15 protein-coding genes are annotated in these 16,563 nt (G+C 61.7%); 11 read left to right on the top strand and 4 right to left on the bottom strand.

The window, feature by feature from the left end; translation table 11 throughout:
• Window positions 1-97: 97 nt before the first annotated feature.
• A complete protein-coding gene (locus AB8A27_RS28200) occupies window positions 98-1,159 on the bottom strand; it encodes a class I SAM-dependent methyltransferase (RefSeq protein WP_441244725.1) in 1,062 nt (353 codons plus the stop codon).
• Window positions 1,160-1,282: 123 nt separating this feature from the next.
• The gene (locus AB8A27_RS28195; RefSeq protein WP_441244724.1) at window positions 1,283-2,257 is read right to left on the bottom strand and encodes a LysR substrate-binding domain-containing protein; all 975 of its coding nucleotides are present in this window, start codon (window positions 2,255-2,257) and stop codon (window positions 1,283-1,285) included.
• A 204-nt stretch (window positions 2,258-2,461) separates the two neighbouring features.
• Between AB8A27_RS28195 and AB8A27_RS28190 the strand changes: the two genes are divergently transcribed.
• The 3 genes from AB8A27_RS28190 (at window position 2,462) to AB8A27_RS28180 (ending at window position 5,292) form a co-directional block, all read left to right on the top strand.
• Window positions 2,462-2,848: a cupin gene (locus AB8A27_RS28190; protein ID WP_115031494.1), complete on the top strand. Its 387-nt coding sequence runs from the start codon at window positions 2,462-2,464 to the stop codon at window positions 2,846-2,848.
• An 88-nt stretch (window positions 2,849-2,936) separates the two neighbouring features.
• Entirely contained in the window at window positions 2,937-4,160 is a 1,224-nt protein-coding gene (locus tag AB8A27_RS28185; RefSeq protein WP_441244723.1) for an FAD-dependent oxidoreductase, read from the top strand.
• A 154-nt stretch (window positions 4,161-4,314) separates the two neighbouring features.
• On the top strand, window positions 4,315-5,292 hold the full coding sequence (locus tag AB8A27_RS28180; RefSeq protein WP_441244722.1) for a Bug family tripartite tricarboxylate transporter substrate binding protein: 978 nt from the start codon (window positions 4,315-4,317) through the stop codon (window positions 5,290-5,292).
• Between the two features lie 392 nt (window positions 5,293-5,684).
• Here AB8A27_RS28180 and AB8A27_RS28175 read toward each other — a convergent pair whose 3' ends face one another.
• A complete protein-coding gene (locus AB8A27_RS28175) occupies window positions 5,685-7,919 on the bottom strand; it encodes a putative bifunctional diguanylate cyclase/phosphodiesterase (RefSeq protein ID WP_441244721.1) in 2,235 nt (744 codons plus the stop codon).
• A gap of 378 nt (window positions 7,920-8,297) precedes the next feature.
• Here AB8A27_RS28175 and mepA point away from each other — a divergent pair, with 378 nt between their 5' ends.
• The 6 genes from mepA to modC all read left to right on the top strand — a co-directional run bounded on the left by mepA (window position 8,298) and on the right by modC (window position 12,434).
• Complete coding sequence (gene mepA / locus AB8A27_RS28170) at window positions 8,298-9,233, top strand: penicillin-insensitive murein endopeptidase (protein ID WP_441244720.1); 936 nt, start codon at window positions 8,298-8,300, stop codon at window positions 9,231-9,233.
• Window positions 9,234-9,386: 153 nt separating this feature from the next.
• Entirely contained in the window at window positions 9,387-9,596 is a 210-nt protein-coding gene (locus tag AB8A27_RS28165; RefSeq protein WP_089262895.1) for a TOBE domain-containing protein, read from the top strand.
• Between the two features lie 2 nt (window positions 9,597-9,598).
• Window positions 9,599-10,096 (top strand): hypothetical protein, encoded by a 498-nt coding sequence (locus AB8A27_RS28160; protein ID WP_441244719.1) that lies wholly within the window; start codon window positions 9,599-9,601, stop codon window positions 10,094-10,096.
• Window positions 10,097-10,266: 170 nt separating this feature from the next.
• Window positions 10,267-11,052 carry a molybdate ABC transporter substrate-binding protein gene (gene modA / locus AB8A27_RS28155; RefSeq protein ID WP_441244718.1) on the top strand — a complete coding sequence of 262 codons (786 nt, stop codon included), beginning with the start codon at window positions 10,267-10,269 and terminating at the stop codon, window positions 11,050-11,052.
• A gap of 3 nt (window positions 11,053-11,055) precedes the next feature.
• Complete coding sequence (gene modB, locus AB8A27_RS28150; protein ID WP_441244717.1) at window positions 11,056-11,751, top strand: molybdate ABC transporter permease subunit; 696 nt, start codon at window positions 11,056-11,058, stop codon at window positions 11,749-11,751.
• A gap of 2 nt (window positions 11,752-11,753) precedes the next feature.
• Window positions 11,754-12,434: a molybdenum ABC transporter ATP-binding protein gene (modC, locus tag AB8A27_RS28145; protein WP_441244716.1), complete on the top strand. Its 681-nt coding sequence runs from the start codon at window positions 11,754-11,756 to the stop codon at window positions 12,432-12,434.
• A 5-nt stretch (window positions 12,435-12,439) separates the two neighbouring features.
• Here modC and AB8A27_RS28140 read toward each other — a convergent pair whose 3' ends face one another.
• Complete coding sequence (locus tag AB8A27_RS28140; RefSeq protein ID WP_441244715.1) at window positions 12,440-14,236, bottom strand: potassium/proton antiporter; 1,797 nt, start codon at window positions 14,234-14,236, stop codon at window positions 12,440-12,442.
• Between the two features lie 240 nt (window positions 14,237-14,476).
• Here AB8A27_RS28140 and AB8A27_RS28135 point away from each other — a divergent pair, with 240 nt between their 5' ends.
• Both AB8A27_RS28135 and sfsA read left to right on the top strand, forming a co-directional pair.
• Window positions 14,477-15,799, top strand: a complete 1,323-nt coding sequence (locus AB8A27_RS28135; protein ID WP_441244714.1) for a mechanosensitive ion channel family protein — start codon at window positions 14,477-14,479, stop codon at window positions 15,797-15,799.
• Window positions 15,800-15,804: 5 nt separating this feature from the next.
• A complete protein-coding gene (gene sfsA, locus AB8A27_RS28130) occupies window positions 15,805-16,518 on the top strand; it encodes a DNA/RNA nuclease SfsA (RefSeq protein WP_441244713.1) in 714 nt (237 codons plus the stop codon).
• The last annotated feature ends 45 nt before the right edge of the window (window positions 16,519-16,563 follow it).

Genomic DNA, 16,563 nt, shown 5'->3' with positions numbered 1-16,563 from the left:
CCGCTTTCGCGGGCGGTCACAGTTCTTGGTGCACATCGGACATTCGGTAAACGGACGATGGCAGCATTCGGCTGATCCGCACCGTTGATCCGACCGATCAGGAACGCACTTCGAAGATCATATTGAACGGCGTCTCGGTCGCGCGGCGGAAGCGCTTGAAACCTGCTTCAGTCGCGACCTGACGCAATTTGCTTTCACCTGCCTGGGCACCGAGCCCCAAGCCCACCTCCTGAGAGAGCGACGCAGGCGTACAAATGAATGTCGAGGCATGATAGAAAACGGACCCAACCGGGTTGAGATTGTCCTTGAGATTGTCATGAGCAAATGGCTCGACGATCATCCACGCCCCGTCTTTGGCCAGTGTTTCCTTGACATGCTTGCCCGCACCAACGGGGTCGCCCATGTCATGCAGGCAATCGAAGAAAGCGACCAGATCGTAGTCTTTTGCCGGAAAATCCTTGGCACTGGCCTGCGCGAATTCAATGCGGTCTCCGACCCCCGCTTCCTGCGCCAGGACCTTCGCGCGATCGATCGAAGGTTTGTGGTAGTCAAACCCGAAGAACTTGGATTTGGGGTAGGCCTGCGCCATCACGATGGTAGAGGCCCCGTGGCCGCACCCGACATCGGCCACCTTGGCGCCAGCTTTCAGTTTAGCTTCGACGCCTTCGAGCGTCGGAATCCAGTTTGAAACCAGGTTGGCGTTATAGCCCGGCCTGAAGAAGCGTTCAGTACCCGAGAAGAGGCACTTCGAATGCTCATGCCAACCAACGCCTTTTCCTGTTCGAAATGCTTCAGCGACCTTGGGTTCGTCGAGATAGGTGGACTGTACGACATCGAATGCACCGGCGAAAAAAGCTGGCGATCCCTCCTCGGCGAACGCCATCGCTTGTTCGGCCGAGAGCGAGAACGCGTTTTTCTCAGGGTGATAATCGATGTAACCAGAGGCGGCTTGGCCGGAGAGCCACTCGCGGACATAACGCTCATGCAGGCCGGTCTTCTTGGCAAGCTCCGAAGGCGTGAAGATATCTCCATCCGCCATTGCCTTGTAGAGGCCGAGACGATCGCCGAGCAGTATACTGGCACCGCCCAGTGAAATACCGAGGTCATTGACCAGCTTTCCTACGAGTGCGTTCAACTTTTCAGGGTTTGGTTCGCGCATAGCAGCATCCTCCATTTTTTGAAGAACGGCCCCTCGTTTAATTAAGTACGACCGGCGGATTACAAGTGGGAAGGGGACGCGTTTCGCGCCTATAGCCGCGCGCCGCTCGATGTCAGATCGGCGTCAAAGTTGGTTTCGCGTTGCACCGCGTCGGTCCGTGGAGCGATGCATCTCTCTTGACGAGACTTCCGGCGCGGAGCCGGGATGCGCCGACGTCTGGGCTTGCGACAGCAACCATGCACGAAAAGCCTGCAGCAGAGGATTCCCGGCTTTCTCTTCCGGGCACGCGAAATAATACGAACCGACGCTTTTCAGGGTCAGGCTCGACAGCACCTTCAATTTGCCCGACCTGAGTTGATCGGAGATCAGGAATTCGGGAAGCAGGGCGACGCCAAGACCGGAGCTCGCCGCACTGATCAGCGTGGACTGGATATCGAAGCGCGGGCCGCGGATCACATTCGTGCCGCCAAGCTCCGCGGCATCGAACCAGCGACGCCATGCATCGGCGCGTGTGACCAGATGCAGAAGCCGCAGCTCGGCAACCTCGCTCGGCGGCAATTCGCCGCGCCTGCCGATCAGCGTCGGCGATCCGACCGGCAGAAGAATTTCGTCGAACAGATAGTCGGCCTGTGTGCCGGGCCAATCCGGCTCGCCGAAATACAGCGCGCCATCGAGTGCGGTCTCGCTGAAGAAGAAACGCGTGTTGCGCGCACTCACATTGACGGCGACGCCGGGATGGCGCGCATAGAAATCCGGCAGGCGCGGAATGAGCCACTGGCTGCCGACAGTCGGCAGCGCCGCGACGTCCAGAACCATGCCGTCGGCCTCGTAGCCCATGATTTCCAGCGCATCGCGCTCGATCCGCTCGATCGTCTGCGCCACGCGGGTGCTGTAGGCCGCCCCAGCCCGCGTCAACGTGATCCGCTTCTTGATGCGATGAAACAGCTTCACACCGAGCTGCGTCTCCAGCTGCGCAATCTGGCGCGACACCGCACTCTCGGTCAGCGCGAGTTCGCTGGCGGCGCGGGTGACGCTGAGGTGCTTGGCAGCCGCGCTGAACGCCATCAGCGCGCCGAGGCTCGGTATTCTGCGGCGCATAGTTCATTCCAAAAACGCAAGATGTCCGCAGATTAAATTGTTTGCACGCCTAGACACAAGGCAACAATCTCTTCGCGGATGACAAAAGTCATGGCGGACAGCGACCTCTGCCGAGGTCGCGCCCCGGCAACGGTCTCAAGACATGCGGCTTGCGGCGCGGCGCACGTGCGCGCGCCTCATTAATCAACTTCAAGGAGCACATCAGTGGCCGTCAACAAATTGCACGACGAGTTCCACACGCTCGACATGGAGAGCGGCTGGCAACTCCCCGAGGGCTACGATCCCGCGTCGGGAGCGCTGGAGAAGATCCTGTCGGGATCGCTCGATACCGCGAACAAACGCGGCAGCCGGACGCGATTGCTGAAATTCCCTCCGGGTCTCTTCACCAAACAGCAGATCGTTCACGACCACTGGGAAGAAGTCTTTCTCGTCTCCGGCGACCTGATTGTTGGCAATGACGAGAACGGGCAAGGCGGCACGCCGTTCGCCGGTTACACCTACGCCGTCAGACCGCCGGGTGCCTGGCATGGTCCGTTCAAATCCGAGGGCGGCTGCCTGCTTCTCGAAATGCACTACTACGATCCCGCCTGAGAGCGAGGGACGATGACGGTAGCCCCTTTCGAGGGGCAGCCGATCAGCGCCGGTGCTCCCTGAAATCCCCGCAAGAGGTCTTGATAGAATGAATAATGCGAAGCTTCCCGTCATCATCGCTGGTGCAGGGCCGGTCGGCATGGTGGCTGCCGCAGATCTGGTGCGACAGAACATTCCGGTTCTGGTGCTCGAGAAGAACGACGCGCTGAGCAGCGAGTCGCGCGCATCGACATTCCATCCGCCCACACTGGACATGCTCGACGATCTCGGTTTCGCCAGCACGCTGATTGCACAGGGACTGAAGGCACCGACGGTCCAGTACAGCTCGTCCGAGGACGGTGTGCTCGGCACGTTCGATTTCGCGGCGATCTCCGATCTGGTGCGGCATCCGTTCCGCTTGCAGGCCGAACAGTTCAAACTCACGCGTATTATTCTGGACGCCCTGTCCGGCAATCCATTGTTCTCGATCGCGTTCGGCAGCGAGGTCAAATCGGTCGAGCAGACCAGCGATACCGTCAAGGTGGTGGTCACGGCCAACGGTCACGACACGACGCATGAATGCGCCTGGCTGATCGGTGCCGATGGCGCGAACAGCATCGTACGCCGCAGCCAGGACATGGAATTCGAAGGCTTCACCTGGCCCGAGCGCTTCCTGGTGATGACGACACCGGTTGATTTCACCGCGCTTCGCCCGGGCGTCTCGTCGGTCAGCTATGTTGCCGATCCCGAACGCTGGTACTTCCTTCTGCGTATCCTCGGCGCATGGCGCGTGATGATGCCGGTGGCTGCGGAAACATCCGATGAGGAAGCACTGTCCGAAGCCTATGTGACGGCGTCGATCCGGCGGATCGTTCCCACCGAGCTGGACGCTCCAATCATGCACACGACGCTCTATCGCGTGCACCAGCGCGTCGCCGCGAATTTCCAGAAAGGCCGCACGTTTCTGGCCGGAGACGCCGCCCATATCAACAATCCGCTCGGCGGCATGGGCATGAATGGCGGCATTCATGATGCGCTGAACCTCACGGCGAAACTGGGTCCGGTCATCAACGGCACGGCCGATGAGAGCGTTCTCGCCGACTACGATCTGCAGCGCCGCACGGTCACGATGCAGGCCATTCAGGGCGACACCATCCGCAACAAGAAGAACCTCGAAGCGAAAGACGAAGCCGATCGCGCGCGTTTCCGCGACGACATTCGCGCAGCAGCCGCCGATCCGGAAAAGGGACGACAACTATTGCGCCGGATCGCGATGCTCGACTCGCTCGAGCGGGCCGGTGCGTTGCATGTCGCTGAACACCGCCCAGGGTGATCAGCAAACCTCTCTGAGACGATGTCGACGACAACCGGTCACGAGGCTGGATAAAAACCGCGACAATGGAAGCGCCAGTAAGCCTGGAGGAGCCAACACCATGGTTCCCAAGATGTCATGCAGGAGTTTCAGAATGCCAAGCAAGGATTTACGGATGAAGTGGACGACGTTTCTTTTCGCAGCGCTGGCAGCGCCTGTCGCCTTCGGCGTGCCCGGCGCGGCAGCGGCCGGCTTTCCTGAAAAAATGATCACGATCGTGGTCCCCTATCCGGCTGGAAGCACGGCGGACGCGATTCCGCGACTGGTGGCTCCGCTGATGTCGAAGTCGCTCGGCGTCACCGTGATCATCGAGAACCGCGGCGGCGCCAACGGCTCGATCGGAGCGGCTCGCGTCGCCGCGTCGCCGGCGGATGGCTATACGATCCTGCTCGCGACGACCGGCATGATGGCGATCAATCCGTGGATCTATGAGAAGCCCGCCTATAATCCCGAAAAGGATTTCGCGCCGATCACCAATGGTGCCTCGACGCCGAACATCCTGGTCGTCAATCCGTCGGTCAAGGCGAACTCGCTGAAAGAACTGGTGGCGCTGGCCAAGGCCGAGCCGGGCAAGCTGACATTTGCGTCAGCCGGTATCGGCAGCACGAGCCATCTGTGCGGCGAGACGCTGAAGGTGCTCGAAGGCATCGATGCCGTCCACATCCCGTATCAGGGCGCAGCTCCGGCACTTCAGGACGTCATCGGTGGTCAGGTATCCATGATGTGCGACAACCTGTCGAATACGGTCCAGCAGGTGCAAAGCGGAGCATTGAAGCCCATCGTCGTGACCGCGGCTGAACCAAGCAAGCAGTTGCCCAATGTGCCGACGTCACCGCAGGCAGGCTATCCCGATCTCCTCGCAGGCAACTGGTACGGTTTTGTCGCTCCATCGGCGACACCCAAGGACGTGATTGAGAAGCTCAACACATCGATCGTGGAGGCGTTCCGAGATTCAACCGTTTCGGCTCGCCTGGAAGGCCTTGGTTTGACCGTGATCGCCGACAAGCCCGATCAGTTCGGAGCGGTTATCGTCAAGGATTCTGCGCGGATGGAAAACATCGTGAAGCGCTCGAAAGCGAAGATTTCCAACTAGGGACTTTTCGACATCCTCCGAACTTGAATCGATCTTGACTTTAATCCTAGATCGAGCTATCTCGACTCCGGCCTGATCGATTGCTGCGTGCTCATGACACACAGCATCGATCAGACTGCAGCGGCGGCCCGGTCATCCGGGCAACTGCTGGTGGAGCGCCGGGAGGCGCAGCGTTCGCTCGGCGGGCTTCGCACCCCCACCGATGTCGTAACGCGTGCGTCTCTCCTGCGGGACTCGCAATCCCGCCGGTGCTGACGTGCAGGCCAGCCCTCGCAAGGCTAGCCTCAAGGGGTCTCGCAAGCCCCTGGCGCCTCCCGGCGCTCCATTCTCGCAATGGGAAACGGGATGAAGGGTCGTCCGCACCCTCGCCGAAGCGGAGATCGGCGCGTGCCTTATGCGACCTGTGCGCGGACGGATAGTTCCGTGTCCGGCGCAGCGGTAGCCTGAGCGCGCAGCAACTCGATGATCTCCTCATTCGGCCGCGCCCGACTGAACAGGAATCCCTGACCTTCATGGCAACCCTCGCTGCGCAGGCAGGCGAGTTCGGATTCGGTCTCGACGCCTTCCGCCGTGATGGTGACGCCGAGGCCCATGCCGAGGCTGATGATCGAGCGCACAATCGCCTGCGCATCGCGATTGGAACCGAGATCGCGCACGAAGGACTGGTCGATCTTGATCTTGTCGAACGGAAAGCTTCTGAGATAGCTCAGCGACGAATAGCCGGTGCCGAAATCGTCCATCGAGATGCGCACGCCGAGCGCGCGCAGCGCGTGCAGGGTCGCCAGCACCTGATTGCTCTTTTCCAGCAGCAGCGTCTCGGTGATCTCAAGTTCAAGCCGCCGCGGCGGCAGTCCCGAATGCTTCAGCGCATCCATCACCACCGAAAGCAGATTGCCGACGCGGAACTGCAGCGGCGACAGATTGACGGCGACGCGCACTTCATCGGGCCAGCGCGCAGCCTCGTTGCAGGCGCGGCGCAGTATCTGCGTACCGAGCGCATTGATCAGGCCGGTGTCTTCGGCCACAGGGATGAAATCTGCCGGCGATATCATACCGCGTTCTGCATGCGGCCAGCGCACCAACGCCTCGCAGCCGGTGATGCGGCCGGTCTTGAGATCGATCAGCGGCTGGTAGAATGGCCGCAATTGATCGTCCTGAATCGCGGCACGCAGATCGATTTCGATCTTGCGACGCGCCTGCGCGCGAGCATCCATGCCGGACTCGAAGAAGCTGAAGGTGCCGCGCGAGTCATTCTTGGCGCGCGACAGTGCCATGTCGGCGTTCTTGAGCAATCGCTCGGATTCGTCGCCGTCGCTCGGCGCCATCGCGATGCCGATCGAGGCGCCGATGACCACCGAATGACCGTCGAGCAGATAGGTCTCACCGACGGCGTCGAGCAGCCGGCGCGCCAGCAGCACGACATCCTCGGGACGATTGATGCCGGTCTGGATGATGGCGAATTCGTCGGAGTTCAGCCGCGCCAGCGCGTCTTCCTCGCGCAACGACGAGCGCAGCCGCCGCGCCACGCCGCGCAGCAGCTTGTCGCCGATACCATGACCGAGCGTGTCGTTGACGCCCTTGAAGTTGTCGAGGCCAAGAAACAGGACCGCGACCTTCTCGCCGCTGCGCCTTGTATGCGCGAGGACCTCGTCGAGACGCTGACGCAGCAGATTGCGATTCGGCAGGCCGGTGAGACCATCGTGATGGGACATGAAGGCCAGCCGCATCTCGGCGCGCTTGCGCTCCGTGATATCCATCAGCGCCAGCATCACCGCTGGCTCCTCGTTGTAGACGAGGTGCCGCGAATAGATCGCCAGATCGATCAGCGAGCCGTCGGCCTTGACGTGTTTCCAGGTCCGCGCGGCCTGCTCGTCATTGGCATGATCGCCGACCCAGGGCGGGGCGGCCTCGAAGGCCTGTAACTGGCGGATGGTGAGCTTCTCGAATTCCGGACGCGTGTAACCGTAATGTTCGATCGCAGCGTCGTTGACGCTGAGGATGCGTTCGTCATCGAGCGCACAGACGATCATCGGCACCGGATTGCTCTCGAACAGCAGACGGAACGACGCCTCACGCTGTTTCAGCTCGGTGATGTCGACGCGCAGACCGACGACACCGCCGTCTTCGGTGAGCCGCTCTTCGATCAGGATGACGCGGCCGTCGGCCAGAACCTGTTCGTGGCGTTCGCCGGGATGGAACAGCTTGGCGACGCGCTCCGCGATCCATTCGTCCTCGCGACCGATGGCTTCAGGATAGTCGCCGCGCTCGACACCGACGCGGATCGTGTCCTGCAGACGGGCACCCGACACGAACAGATCCGAGCTGCGGTTGTAGATCTCCGCGTACTTCTTGTTCCAGAGGATGTAGCGCCCGTCGGGATCGAGAAACACGATGCCTTGCGGCAGGATGTCGATCGCCTCGCGCAGACGCTCATGGGATTTACGGGCTTCGGCGATCGCCGCCTCAGCCTGGGCACGCTGTCGCACGATTTCGCGGATGGGACCGCTGACAAGACCCTTTTTCGGCGCCAATTTCGGTGCAGCCGCGATCGCCCGGCTCGGCCGGGTAATCCGAGACGCCAGTCCGGCTTTCGCTTTCTTCTTCGCTTCAGGCCGGAACTTCGGCATCAATGATCCACTCGCAACGCGCGTGTGACAATCTGTGCAATAAGTGTCTGAAAAAACGGTATCAATGCCCGTTCGCAGCAACTGATTACCGTCTGCACTGCGGGCCTGTACACATCCCGTGCCTTCACAACAGGCAAAAGCCGTGGGCGTATGGTTACCCATGTCTGGATGTTAGCGGGTTACGCACGATCATCCCCGCCAAGTGAGAGACGCAAGCGGCTCGAAACGCTGATAAAATGATCGAGCCGGTGGCAATTGGAGGACCGGCAAACCCAAACGCAAAAAAAAGCGCCAGCGTCTGACATGGTTACCTGCGGATTAAAATCAGGCGCGCCGCAGGTCACTCACCTCATCGACAGCTTCGGCTATAGTCGCAGGATGAGCCTTCGCCTGATTCTCAGCCTCATATCCCTGCCGGCTGTCATTGCTTCAACGTCGCTGGCGTTGGCGCAAACCCTAGGCAGCGTCGATCCGAAACCGCTGCCGCCGCTGGCCAATCCGAACGACCCGACCATCGGCGCCAAGGAATTGTTCGGCCGCAAGGTACTGCCGACGAAATCGCCGGTGCGCGTGGTCGGCTTCTACGCCAAGGGCTGCATCGCAGGCGCCGAAGCGCTGCCAATCAACGGGCCGACCTGGCAGGTGATGCGACTGTCGCGCAATCGCAACTGGGCGCATCCGCAATTGGTCGAGCTGCTGGAGCGGCTGTCGGTCAAGGCCAACAAGAATGCGGGCTGGCCAGGCATCCTGGTCGGCGACATGTCGCAGCCACGCGGCGGGCCGATGATCACAGGCCATGCCAGTCATCAGGTCGGGCTTGATGCCGATATCTGGCTGACGCCGATGCCGAACCGCCAGCTCTCGCGCAACGAGCGCGAGGAAATGTCGGCGGTGATGATGGTGCGGCGCGACCGGCTCGACATCGATCCGACCACCTGGACTCCGTCCCATCTGCCGGTGATCCGCGCCGCGGCGCTGGAGCCCAGCGTGGAACGCATCTTCGTCAACGCCGCCATCAAGAAGGCGCTGTGCCGCGAAGCCAAGGGCGACCGCAGCTGGCTGTCGAAGGTGCGGCCGATGTACGGCCACGACTATCACTTCCATGTCCGCATCAAATGCCCGGTCGGCAGCACCGAATGCGAAGCCCAGCCACCGCCGAACGAAAGCGAAGGCTGCAGCGCCGGCGATCTCGCTTACTGGTTCAGCGATGCCGTGCTGCACCCGAAGCCGCCGCCGGTACCGCCCAAGCCGAAGCCGCCCATGACGCTGGCGGAAATGCCGGCCGCGTGCCGACAGGTTCTGACGGCACCGTGATCGGCTGACTGGCTATCGCATTGTCGTGAAACCGGGGTAGAACACGCCATCGTTGCGCCGTAAGCCGACGATCAATAACGGGCGCCCCTCCCGAACTCCTTGTCGTATCAGCCGTGGCTGTCAGCTGCCCGGCCCAATCCCGCGAGATCCAACATGCGCATCAGTGCACGCAACCAGATCAAAGGTACTGTCCTCGAAGTCACCAAGGGCGCGACCACATCCCACGTCCGCGTCGATATCGGCGGCGGCCAGGTCGTGACCTCGTCAATCACCAACGAAGCTGTTGACGATCTGGCGCTCAAGGCCGGCGGCAAATGCATCGTCGTGGTGAAGGCTTCCGACGTCATGATCGCGGTGGATTGATCATGATTGCGCGTCTGATTGTCGCGCTCACGCTGCTCGGTTCGGCGCCCGTATGGGCGGCCGAGCCAAGCGGCTGTGACAAGTTCAAGTGGCCGATCGACAAGGAGCGTGCTGCACTGACGGCGCAGGATCGCCCCAGGATTGCCTCCGGTAGCGACCTCGCAATTCCCGCTGCAGCGACCCTCGATCTGAAGGCGCCCGCTGAGGCGAAGCTGCCGACATCGCCAGAGCGAAAGCCGAAAGACGGTACATTTGCAGGCTTTACACGCTTCCAGAAAGCGCCGAAGGCCGGCACCTACACGGTGAGTGTATCGGTCTATGCCTGGGTCGACGTGGTGCAGGACGGCGAGATCCTGAAGCCAATGGAATTCAGCGGCGCGACCGATTGCGCCGGCATCCGCAAGACCATGGAATACGATCTGGCAGCAGGTCCGTTCGTGATCCAGCTCACTGGCGTGACCGAGAACAGCATCAGTCTGGCCGTACTGCCATCCGAGTAAGGATCAGGGGTCTTTACCCCCTTGATCAGCCTGATATTGTTGCCCTGCGATATCCTGGCGGACCGTAAGTCCCCGGGATTGCCGGAACGGCGCTTCCGCCTGTCGCTCTCCTTCCCAACCTACGCCTGAGTTGCGCGCGCTTTGCGCTGCGACCACGCATGGAGCGCCACATGAATCGATTTGCCGGACTTTTTGCTGCGTTCTCGATCCTGCTCGGATCGACCTTCACGCCTGCACACGCGCAGGACAAAGCCCTGACCGTGTTCGCCGCAGCGTCGATGAAGAACGCGCTCGACGAGCTCGATGCCGCCTATACTGCCAAGACCGGCGTGAAGATCACCGCCAGCTATGCTGCAAGCTCGGCGCTCGCCAAGCAGATCGAACAGGGCGCCCCGGCCGACGTCTTCGTGTCCGCCGACACCGACTGGATGGACTACGCCATCGGCAAGAAGAACATCAACCCAGCGTCCCGCACCGACCTGCTCGGCAACAGCATCGTGCTGATCGCCGCAAAGGACTCCAAGCTCGACAACGTCACCATCGGCCAGGGCTTCGACCTCGCCAAGCTCGCCGGCGACGGCAAGATCGCCACTGGCGACGTGAAGTCGGTACCAGTCGGCAAATATGCCAAGGCGGCGCTGGAGAAGCTTGGCAGCTGGAGCGCTGCCGAGCCCAAATTCGCCATGGCCGAAAGCGTGCGCGCCGCGCTAACGCTGGTCTCGCGCGGTGAAGCCCCGCTCGGCATCGTCTATGCGACCGATGCCAAGATCGATCCGGGCGTGAAGATCATCGGCACCTTCCCGTCGGACTCGCATCCGGCGATCATCTATCCGGTCGCTGCGACAACGACCGCCAAGACTGAAGCCGCCGACTATCTGGCCTTTCTGAGGTCATCGGCCGCAAAGACGGTTCTTGAAAAGTACGGCTTCACATTCCTGGTCAAGCCGACGTCCTGACGCGTGTTCGACATTTCACCTCAGGAATGGACGGCGATCCTGCTTTCAATCAGGGTCGCCGTAATCGCGACATTGATCTCGACGCCGATCGGAATCGGCGTCGCGTGGCTGCTCGCGCGGCGTGACTTCTGGGGCAAGCCGATCATCGACGCCATAATCTATCTGCCGCTGGTGCTGCCGCCTGTCGTCACCGGCTATCTGCTGCTGCTGCTGCTCGGCAAACGCGGACTTCTCGGCGCCTGGCTCGCCGAACATCTCGGCATCGTCTTCGCCTTTCGCTGGACGGGTGCCGCGCTCGCATGCGGCGTGATGTCGTTCCCTCTGCTGGTGCGGCCAATCCGGCTCTCGATTGAAGCGGTTGACCGGCGGCTCGAACAGGCGTCGAGCACGCTTGGCGCATCACCCTGGAAAGTATTTGCGACGGTGACACTGCCGCTGGCGCTGCCAGGCGTTTTGGCCGGCATGGTGCTCGGTTTCGCCAAGGCTATCGGCGAATTCGGCGCCACCATTACGTTCGTTTCAAACATCCCCGGCGAGACCCAGACGATTTCCTCCGCGATCTACTCGTTGATCCAGACGCCCGACGGTGACGCGGCAGCCTCACGTCTGGTGATGATCTCCATCGGCATCGCCGTACTGGCGCTGATCGCTTCGGAATGGTTCGCGCGCCGCGCGACGCAACGGCTGCACGGAAACTGATCGTGCTGCGCGTTGACGTCTTCAAACAACTCGGCGAATTTTCGGTCGACGTCGCTTTTACCAGCGAAGGCCGCGTGACGGGCCTGTTCGGCTCCTCAGGTGCGGGCAAGACCTCGCTGGTCAGCATGATCGCGGGCCTTGTACAGCCGGACCGCGGCATCATCGCCGTGGATAGTGACGTACTCTATGACGGCAGCGCGCGCATCCACGTCCCGCCGCATCGGCGCCGCATCGGCTATGTGTTTCAGGATGCGCGACTGTTTCCGCATCTGAGCGTCGCGCAGAACCTCGATTACGGGCGCCGGATGAACCGCCTGACACGCGACCCCACTGAGGAAACGCGCATTACGGAGATGCTTGATATCGGACATCTGCTCGATCGTCGCCCCGGCGGCCTTTCGGGCGGTGAACGCCAGCGCGTGGCGCTGGGACGCGCGCTGCTATCGCAACCGAGGCTGCTACTGCTCGACGAACCGATGGGTGCGCTCGACGAGGAGCGGAAGGCGGAGATCCTGCCCTACCTCAAGCGGCTGCGCGATGCAGGCGACGTGCCGATGATCTTCGTCAGTCACGATGCCGATGAAATGCGGCAACTGGCGACGCAGGTCGTTATGCTGAAGCGAGGCCGTCTCACGGCCTTCGGTGGCACCGAAATCCTGCCGCGTATCATCCCGGCAGCCTGAGCCAATCAGGCGCCGGACAGTGTGGTCCACCCTCGCTTCAGTTTCGCCTTGAGGGCTTGCCTGCGCGTCAACTTTGGCGGCGCGGGCTCTTCATCTTCAGGCAGACGCAGGCCAACCACATTGACACGCCCGCCACCGAGACTGCGCGCGACGAGATCGATGCTGTCGATCGGCAATGCGGCGCCAACGGTCGGCGCATGATCGAGATGGATATCGAAATAATCGGCCAACGTCAGCGATGACTGGGCTGGATCGACGGCGATGCCGTAGATCGCGGCAAGATCGCCGAGAGTGATTTCACCAGACACCATGAAGTCACCAAGCAGATGCGGGTCCGGCGCCGTGCTCGGCGGCATATCGACGAAGAAGCGATCCAGCGCTTCAGCTTTTTCCGGCGGCGCCAGCAGATAGATGTAATCGCCGGCCGCAACCGGCTCGGCCTCCGCTGGCGTCAGGATGCGCTCATCGCGAATGACCAGCGTCGGCTTCGACCACGACGGAATGAGGTTGCGCTTCAAATAAAGGCTCTTCGGGCGCACGGCATAGCCAACCAGTTGCTGTTCGAGCTGACCTGGCAAATCGAGTTCGATACGGCGCGGCCCCCTGTCGGTGCGCGGCAGAGCGACATGCAGCTTCCGGGCGGCAAAAGCCAGCGTCCATCCCTGGAACAGCAGCGAGATGATCACGACCACGAAAGCGACGTCGAAATACAGCGGTGCCTTGGGCAGACCGACCAGCATCGGTATCGAGGCGAGGAAGATGGCGACCGCACCGCGCAGGCCGACCCATGACACGAATACCTTCTCGCGCCAGTTAAAGCGGAATGGCTGTAAACACAGGAATACGGCAACCGGACGCGCCACAAACATCAGAGCCAATGCAACGCCGACCGCCGGAATGATGCTGCCCACCAGTCGCTCCGGCGACACCAGAAGACCGAGCATGACGAACATCACGATCTGCGCCAGCCACGTCGCGGCGTCGAGGAACGTCACCACGGAGTTGTGCGCCCGCGTCGGGCGATTACCGATGATGATGCCGGCAAGATAGACCGCCAGAAAGCCCGAGGCGTGAGCGATCTGAGCCAGCCCGAAGATCACCAAAGCCGCCGTACAAACGAAGGGCGCATGCAACCCCTGCGGCAACGCCACGCGATTCATGGCCAGGACAACCAGCCGGCCACCGACGACGCCGATCACGGTGCCCAGCACGGCTTCCTGAGCAAATTCCATTGCCACATGACTGGCAGTGGTGTCCCCCAGCGACAGAAGTCTGACCAGCGTCAGGGTCAGAAAGACGGCGAACGGATCGTTCGTTCCGGACTCAACTTCGAGCGTTGCGCCAACCCTCGGCCTGAGGCGCAGGCCTTGCGCATGGACCAGCAGAAAGACAGCCGCCGCGTCCGTGGACGCCACCACCGCGCCGGTCAAGAGCGCCTGGGTCCAGTTCAGGTCGAGGGCATATTTGGCGACAGGTGCAGTGATCAATGCCGTCAACAACACGCCAATCGTGGCCAGTACCATCGACGGGGCCAGCACCGCGCGAATGGCCTGAAATCGTGTCTTCAACCCACCGTCGAAGAGGATCAGCGCGAGTGCAACCGAGCCGACCACGTAGGTTGTATGGACGTCGTCGAACCGCAGTCCGCCGGGGCCCGCCTCGCCGGCCACCATGCCGATAAACAGGAAGAACAGCAGCAAGGGCGCGCCGAAGCGAAGCGCAAGCAGGCTGGACAGGATGCCAGCCATGACCAGAACTGCGCCGAGAAGGATGGCAATGCTGACGGAATCAAGTGACGCCATGAGGCTCCGAGGCCGGAAATACTTGTAAATCCATGCTTATCGTCGTCATCCCGAGACGCCAAACGTTTTCTGCGTGATACCTGTTTGCAGGTATATTTCTCGGGAATTGCTCGAGGCAGGAGCTCCGCTCGATGGCGCCGACGCGGTGCTTGTGTGAATCTCCTGCCCATCCGAATCAAATGCGCCGTCCAGCGATGATTCCACACCACACGATACATTCACGACAACGAGAGCTGCGCGATGCTTGACCTGACCGACACCCACGAATTCGTGCTGTCGACCGCACGATCGTTCGGCGCCGAGGTAACCTCGCCGTGGTTCTATCTGCAGCTCGGACTGATGATGGCCGGCGGTGGCATTGCTTTCGCCATCGGGGCCGCAATCCGCTCGCGAGTCGATATGACCTCGCTGGCGATGGGCTGGCCGGCGCCGCTGCGCATGTTCATGCGCATTCTCGTCGGCAGCGCAGCCACCGCAGCCTTTGCGATCCTGATGACCCTCGACCGCGTGATCATGCTGAGCGTGACATGGCCGAGCCGCAGCTATTTGCTGTCGGTGGCCGCGAAGCTTGCGCTCGCCTGGCTGGTGATCCGGCTTGTCACGAGCGTGATCCGTAACGAATTCCTGGTCCGGCTGGTGTCGATCTCGGCCTGGTTCGTGGCGGCCCTCAGCATTGTCGGCCAGTTGCAGCCGACCATCACCATGCTGGACGCGAACGGGATTGATCTCGGCGGCCTCCGGCTGACCCCGCTGCTCTTGATCAAACTCGGCGTCTTGCTCGCGGTGGCGCTGTGGCTCTCGAACATTGCCAGCAATTTTCTCGAAGGACGCATCAGGCAGTCCCATGACCTCACGCCCTCGATCCAGGTCCTGCTGATCAAGCTGGTGCGGCTGCTCTTGATGGTGTTCGCCGTCGCTCTCGTCATGGGTGCGGTCGGCATCAACCTATCGGCGCTCGCCGTATTCTCCGGCGCGGTTGGTGTCGGTATCGGTTTCGGCCTGCAGAAAATCGTCGCCAATTTCATCAGCGGCGTGATCCTGCTCGCGGACAAATCGGTGAAGCCTGGCGACCTCGTCACCATTGGCGACAGTTCCGGACGTATCAGCGCGATGAATACGCGCTACATCTCGGTCGCCGCGGGCGACGGCCGCGAGTTCCTGATCCCCAACGAGGACCTCATTACCCAGAAGGTGGTGAACTGGACCTATACGGACAAGGACACGCTGGTGAAGGTCAATTTCAGCGCCAATTACGATGCGGATCCGCGCGTCGTCTGCAAGCTGGCTATCGACGTCGCAACGGCATCGCCAAGGGCCAATACGGCCAAGACGCCGAACTGCATCCTCACCGAATTTGCCGAAGCCGGCATGAAATTCTCCCTGACCTTCTGGATCGACTCGCCCGACGGCATGGACGCCGTAAAGAGCGAGGTGATGCTGGGCCTGTGGGATGCCTTCAAGCGCGAGGGCATCCGCGTGCCTTATCCGGTCCGCGAGCTGAAAATCCGCAGCGGCGCATTGCCGGTCGAAACCATCGTCGAAGTCGCCTCTGGTCCGGAATAGGCCCGATGAAGCTTCCGCTCGACCTCGTTCCGGCGACGCTGCTGCGGCGCTACAAGCGCTTCCTTGCCGATGTCGAACTGGCCGATGGCAGCGTGATCACCGCCCATGTTGCCAATCCCGGCGCAATGATCGGCCTGCAGGCGCCCGGCGCACGGGTCTGGCTGTCGAAGTCGCCGAGCAAGACCCGCAAGCTGCCTTTTTCGTGGGAGCTGATCGAAGCCGATTTCGGCAATGGCCCCGAACTGGTCGGCGTCAATACAATGCACCCCAATGCCATCGTCGCCGAGGCACTGGCCGACAACGCGATCCCCGAACTCGCCGGTTACGACATTATCCGCCGTGAGGTAAAATATGGCGCGGCGTCGCGGGTGGATTTCCTGCTGGAACACCCTTCGCGGCCACCCTGCTATGTCGAGGTCAAGAACGTCCACATGATGCGCCAGCCCGGACTGGCCGAATTCCCGGATTCCGTCACCGCGCGCGGTGCCCGCCATCTCGACGAATTGGCCGCCATGGTCGCTGCAGGCGCCCGAGCCGTAATGCTGTTTGTGGTCCAGATCGGCTCGTCCACGGCTTTTGCGCTGGCGCGGGATATCGACCCGGCCTATGGCCGCGCCTTCGACAAGGCCCGCGCCGCTGGCGTCGAGGCCATCGCCTATACCTGCCAGATAGACCACGGCAGCATCGTTCTGGCTGGCCGAGTGCCGATTCAGCCATGAATATGGCGAGCATGCGGACCGAGCGATGAGGTCCTGGAAAGCCTC

Source organism: Tardiphaga sp. 768_D3_N2_1 (assembly GCF_052076105.1).
GTDB lineage: Bacteria > Pseudomonadota > Alphaproteobacteria > Rhizobiales > Xanthobacteraceae > Tardiphaga.
The sequence above is the reverse complement of the archived record's forward strand: the minus strand, read 5'-3'. Positions and strand labels throughout refer to the sequence as shown.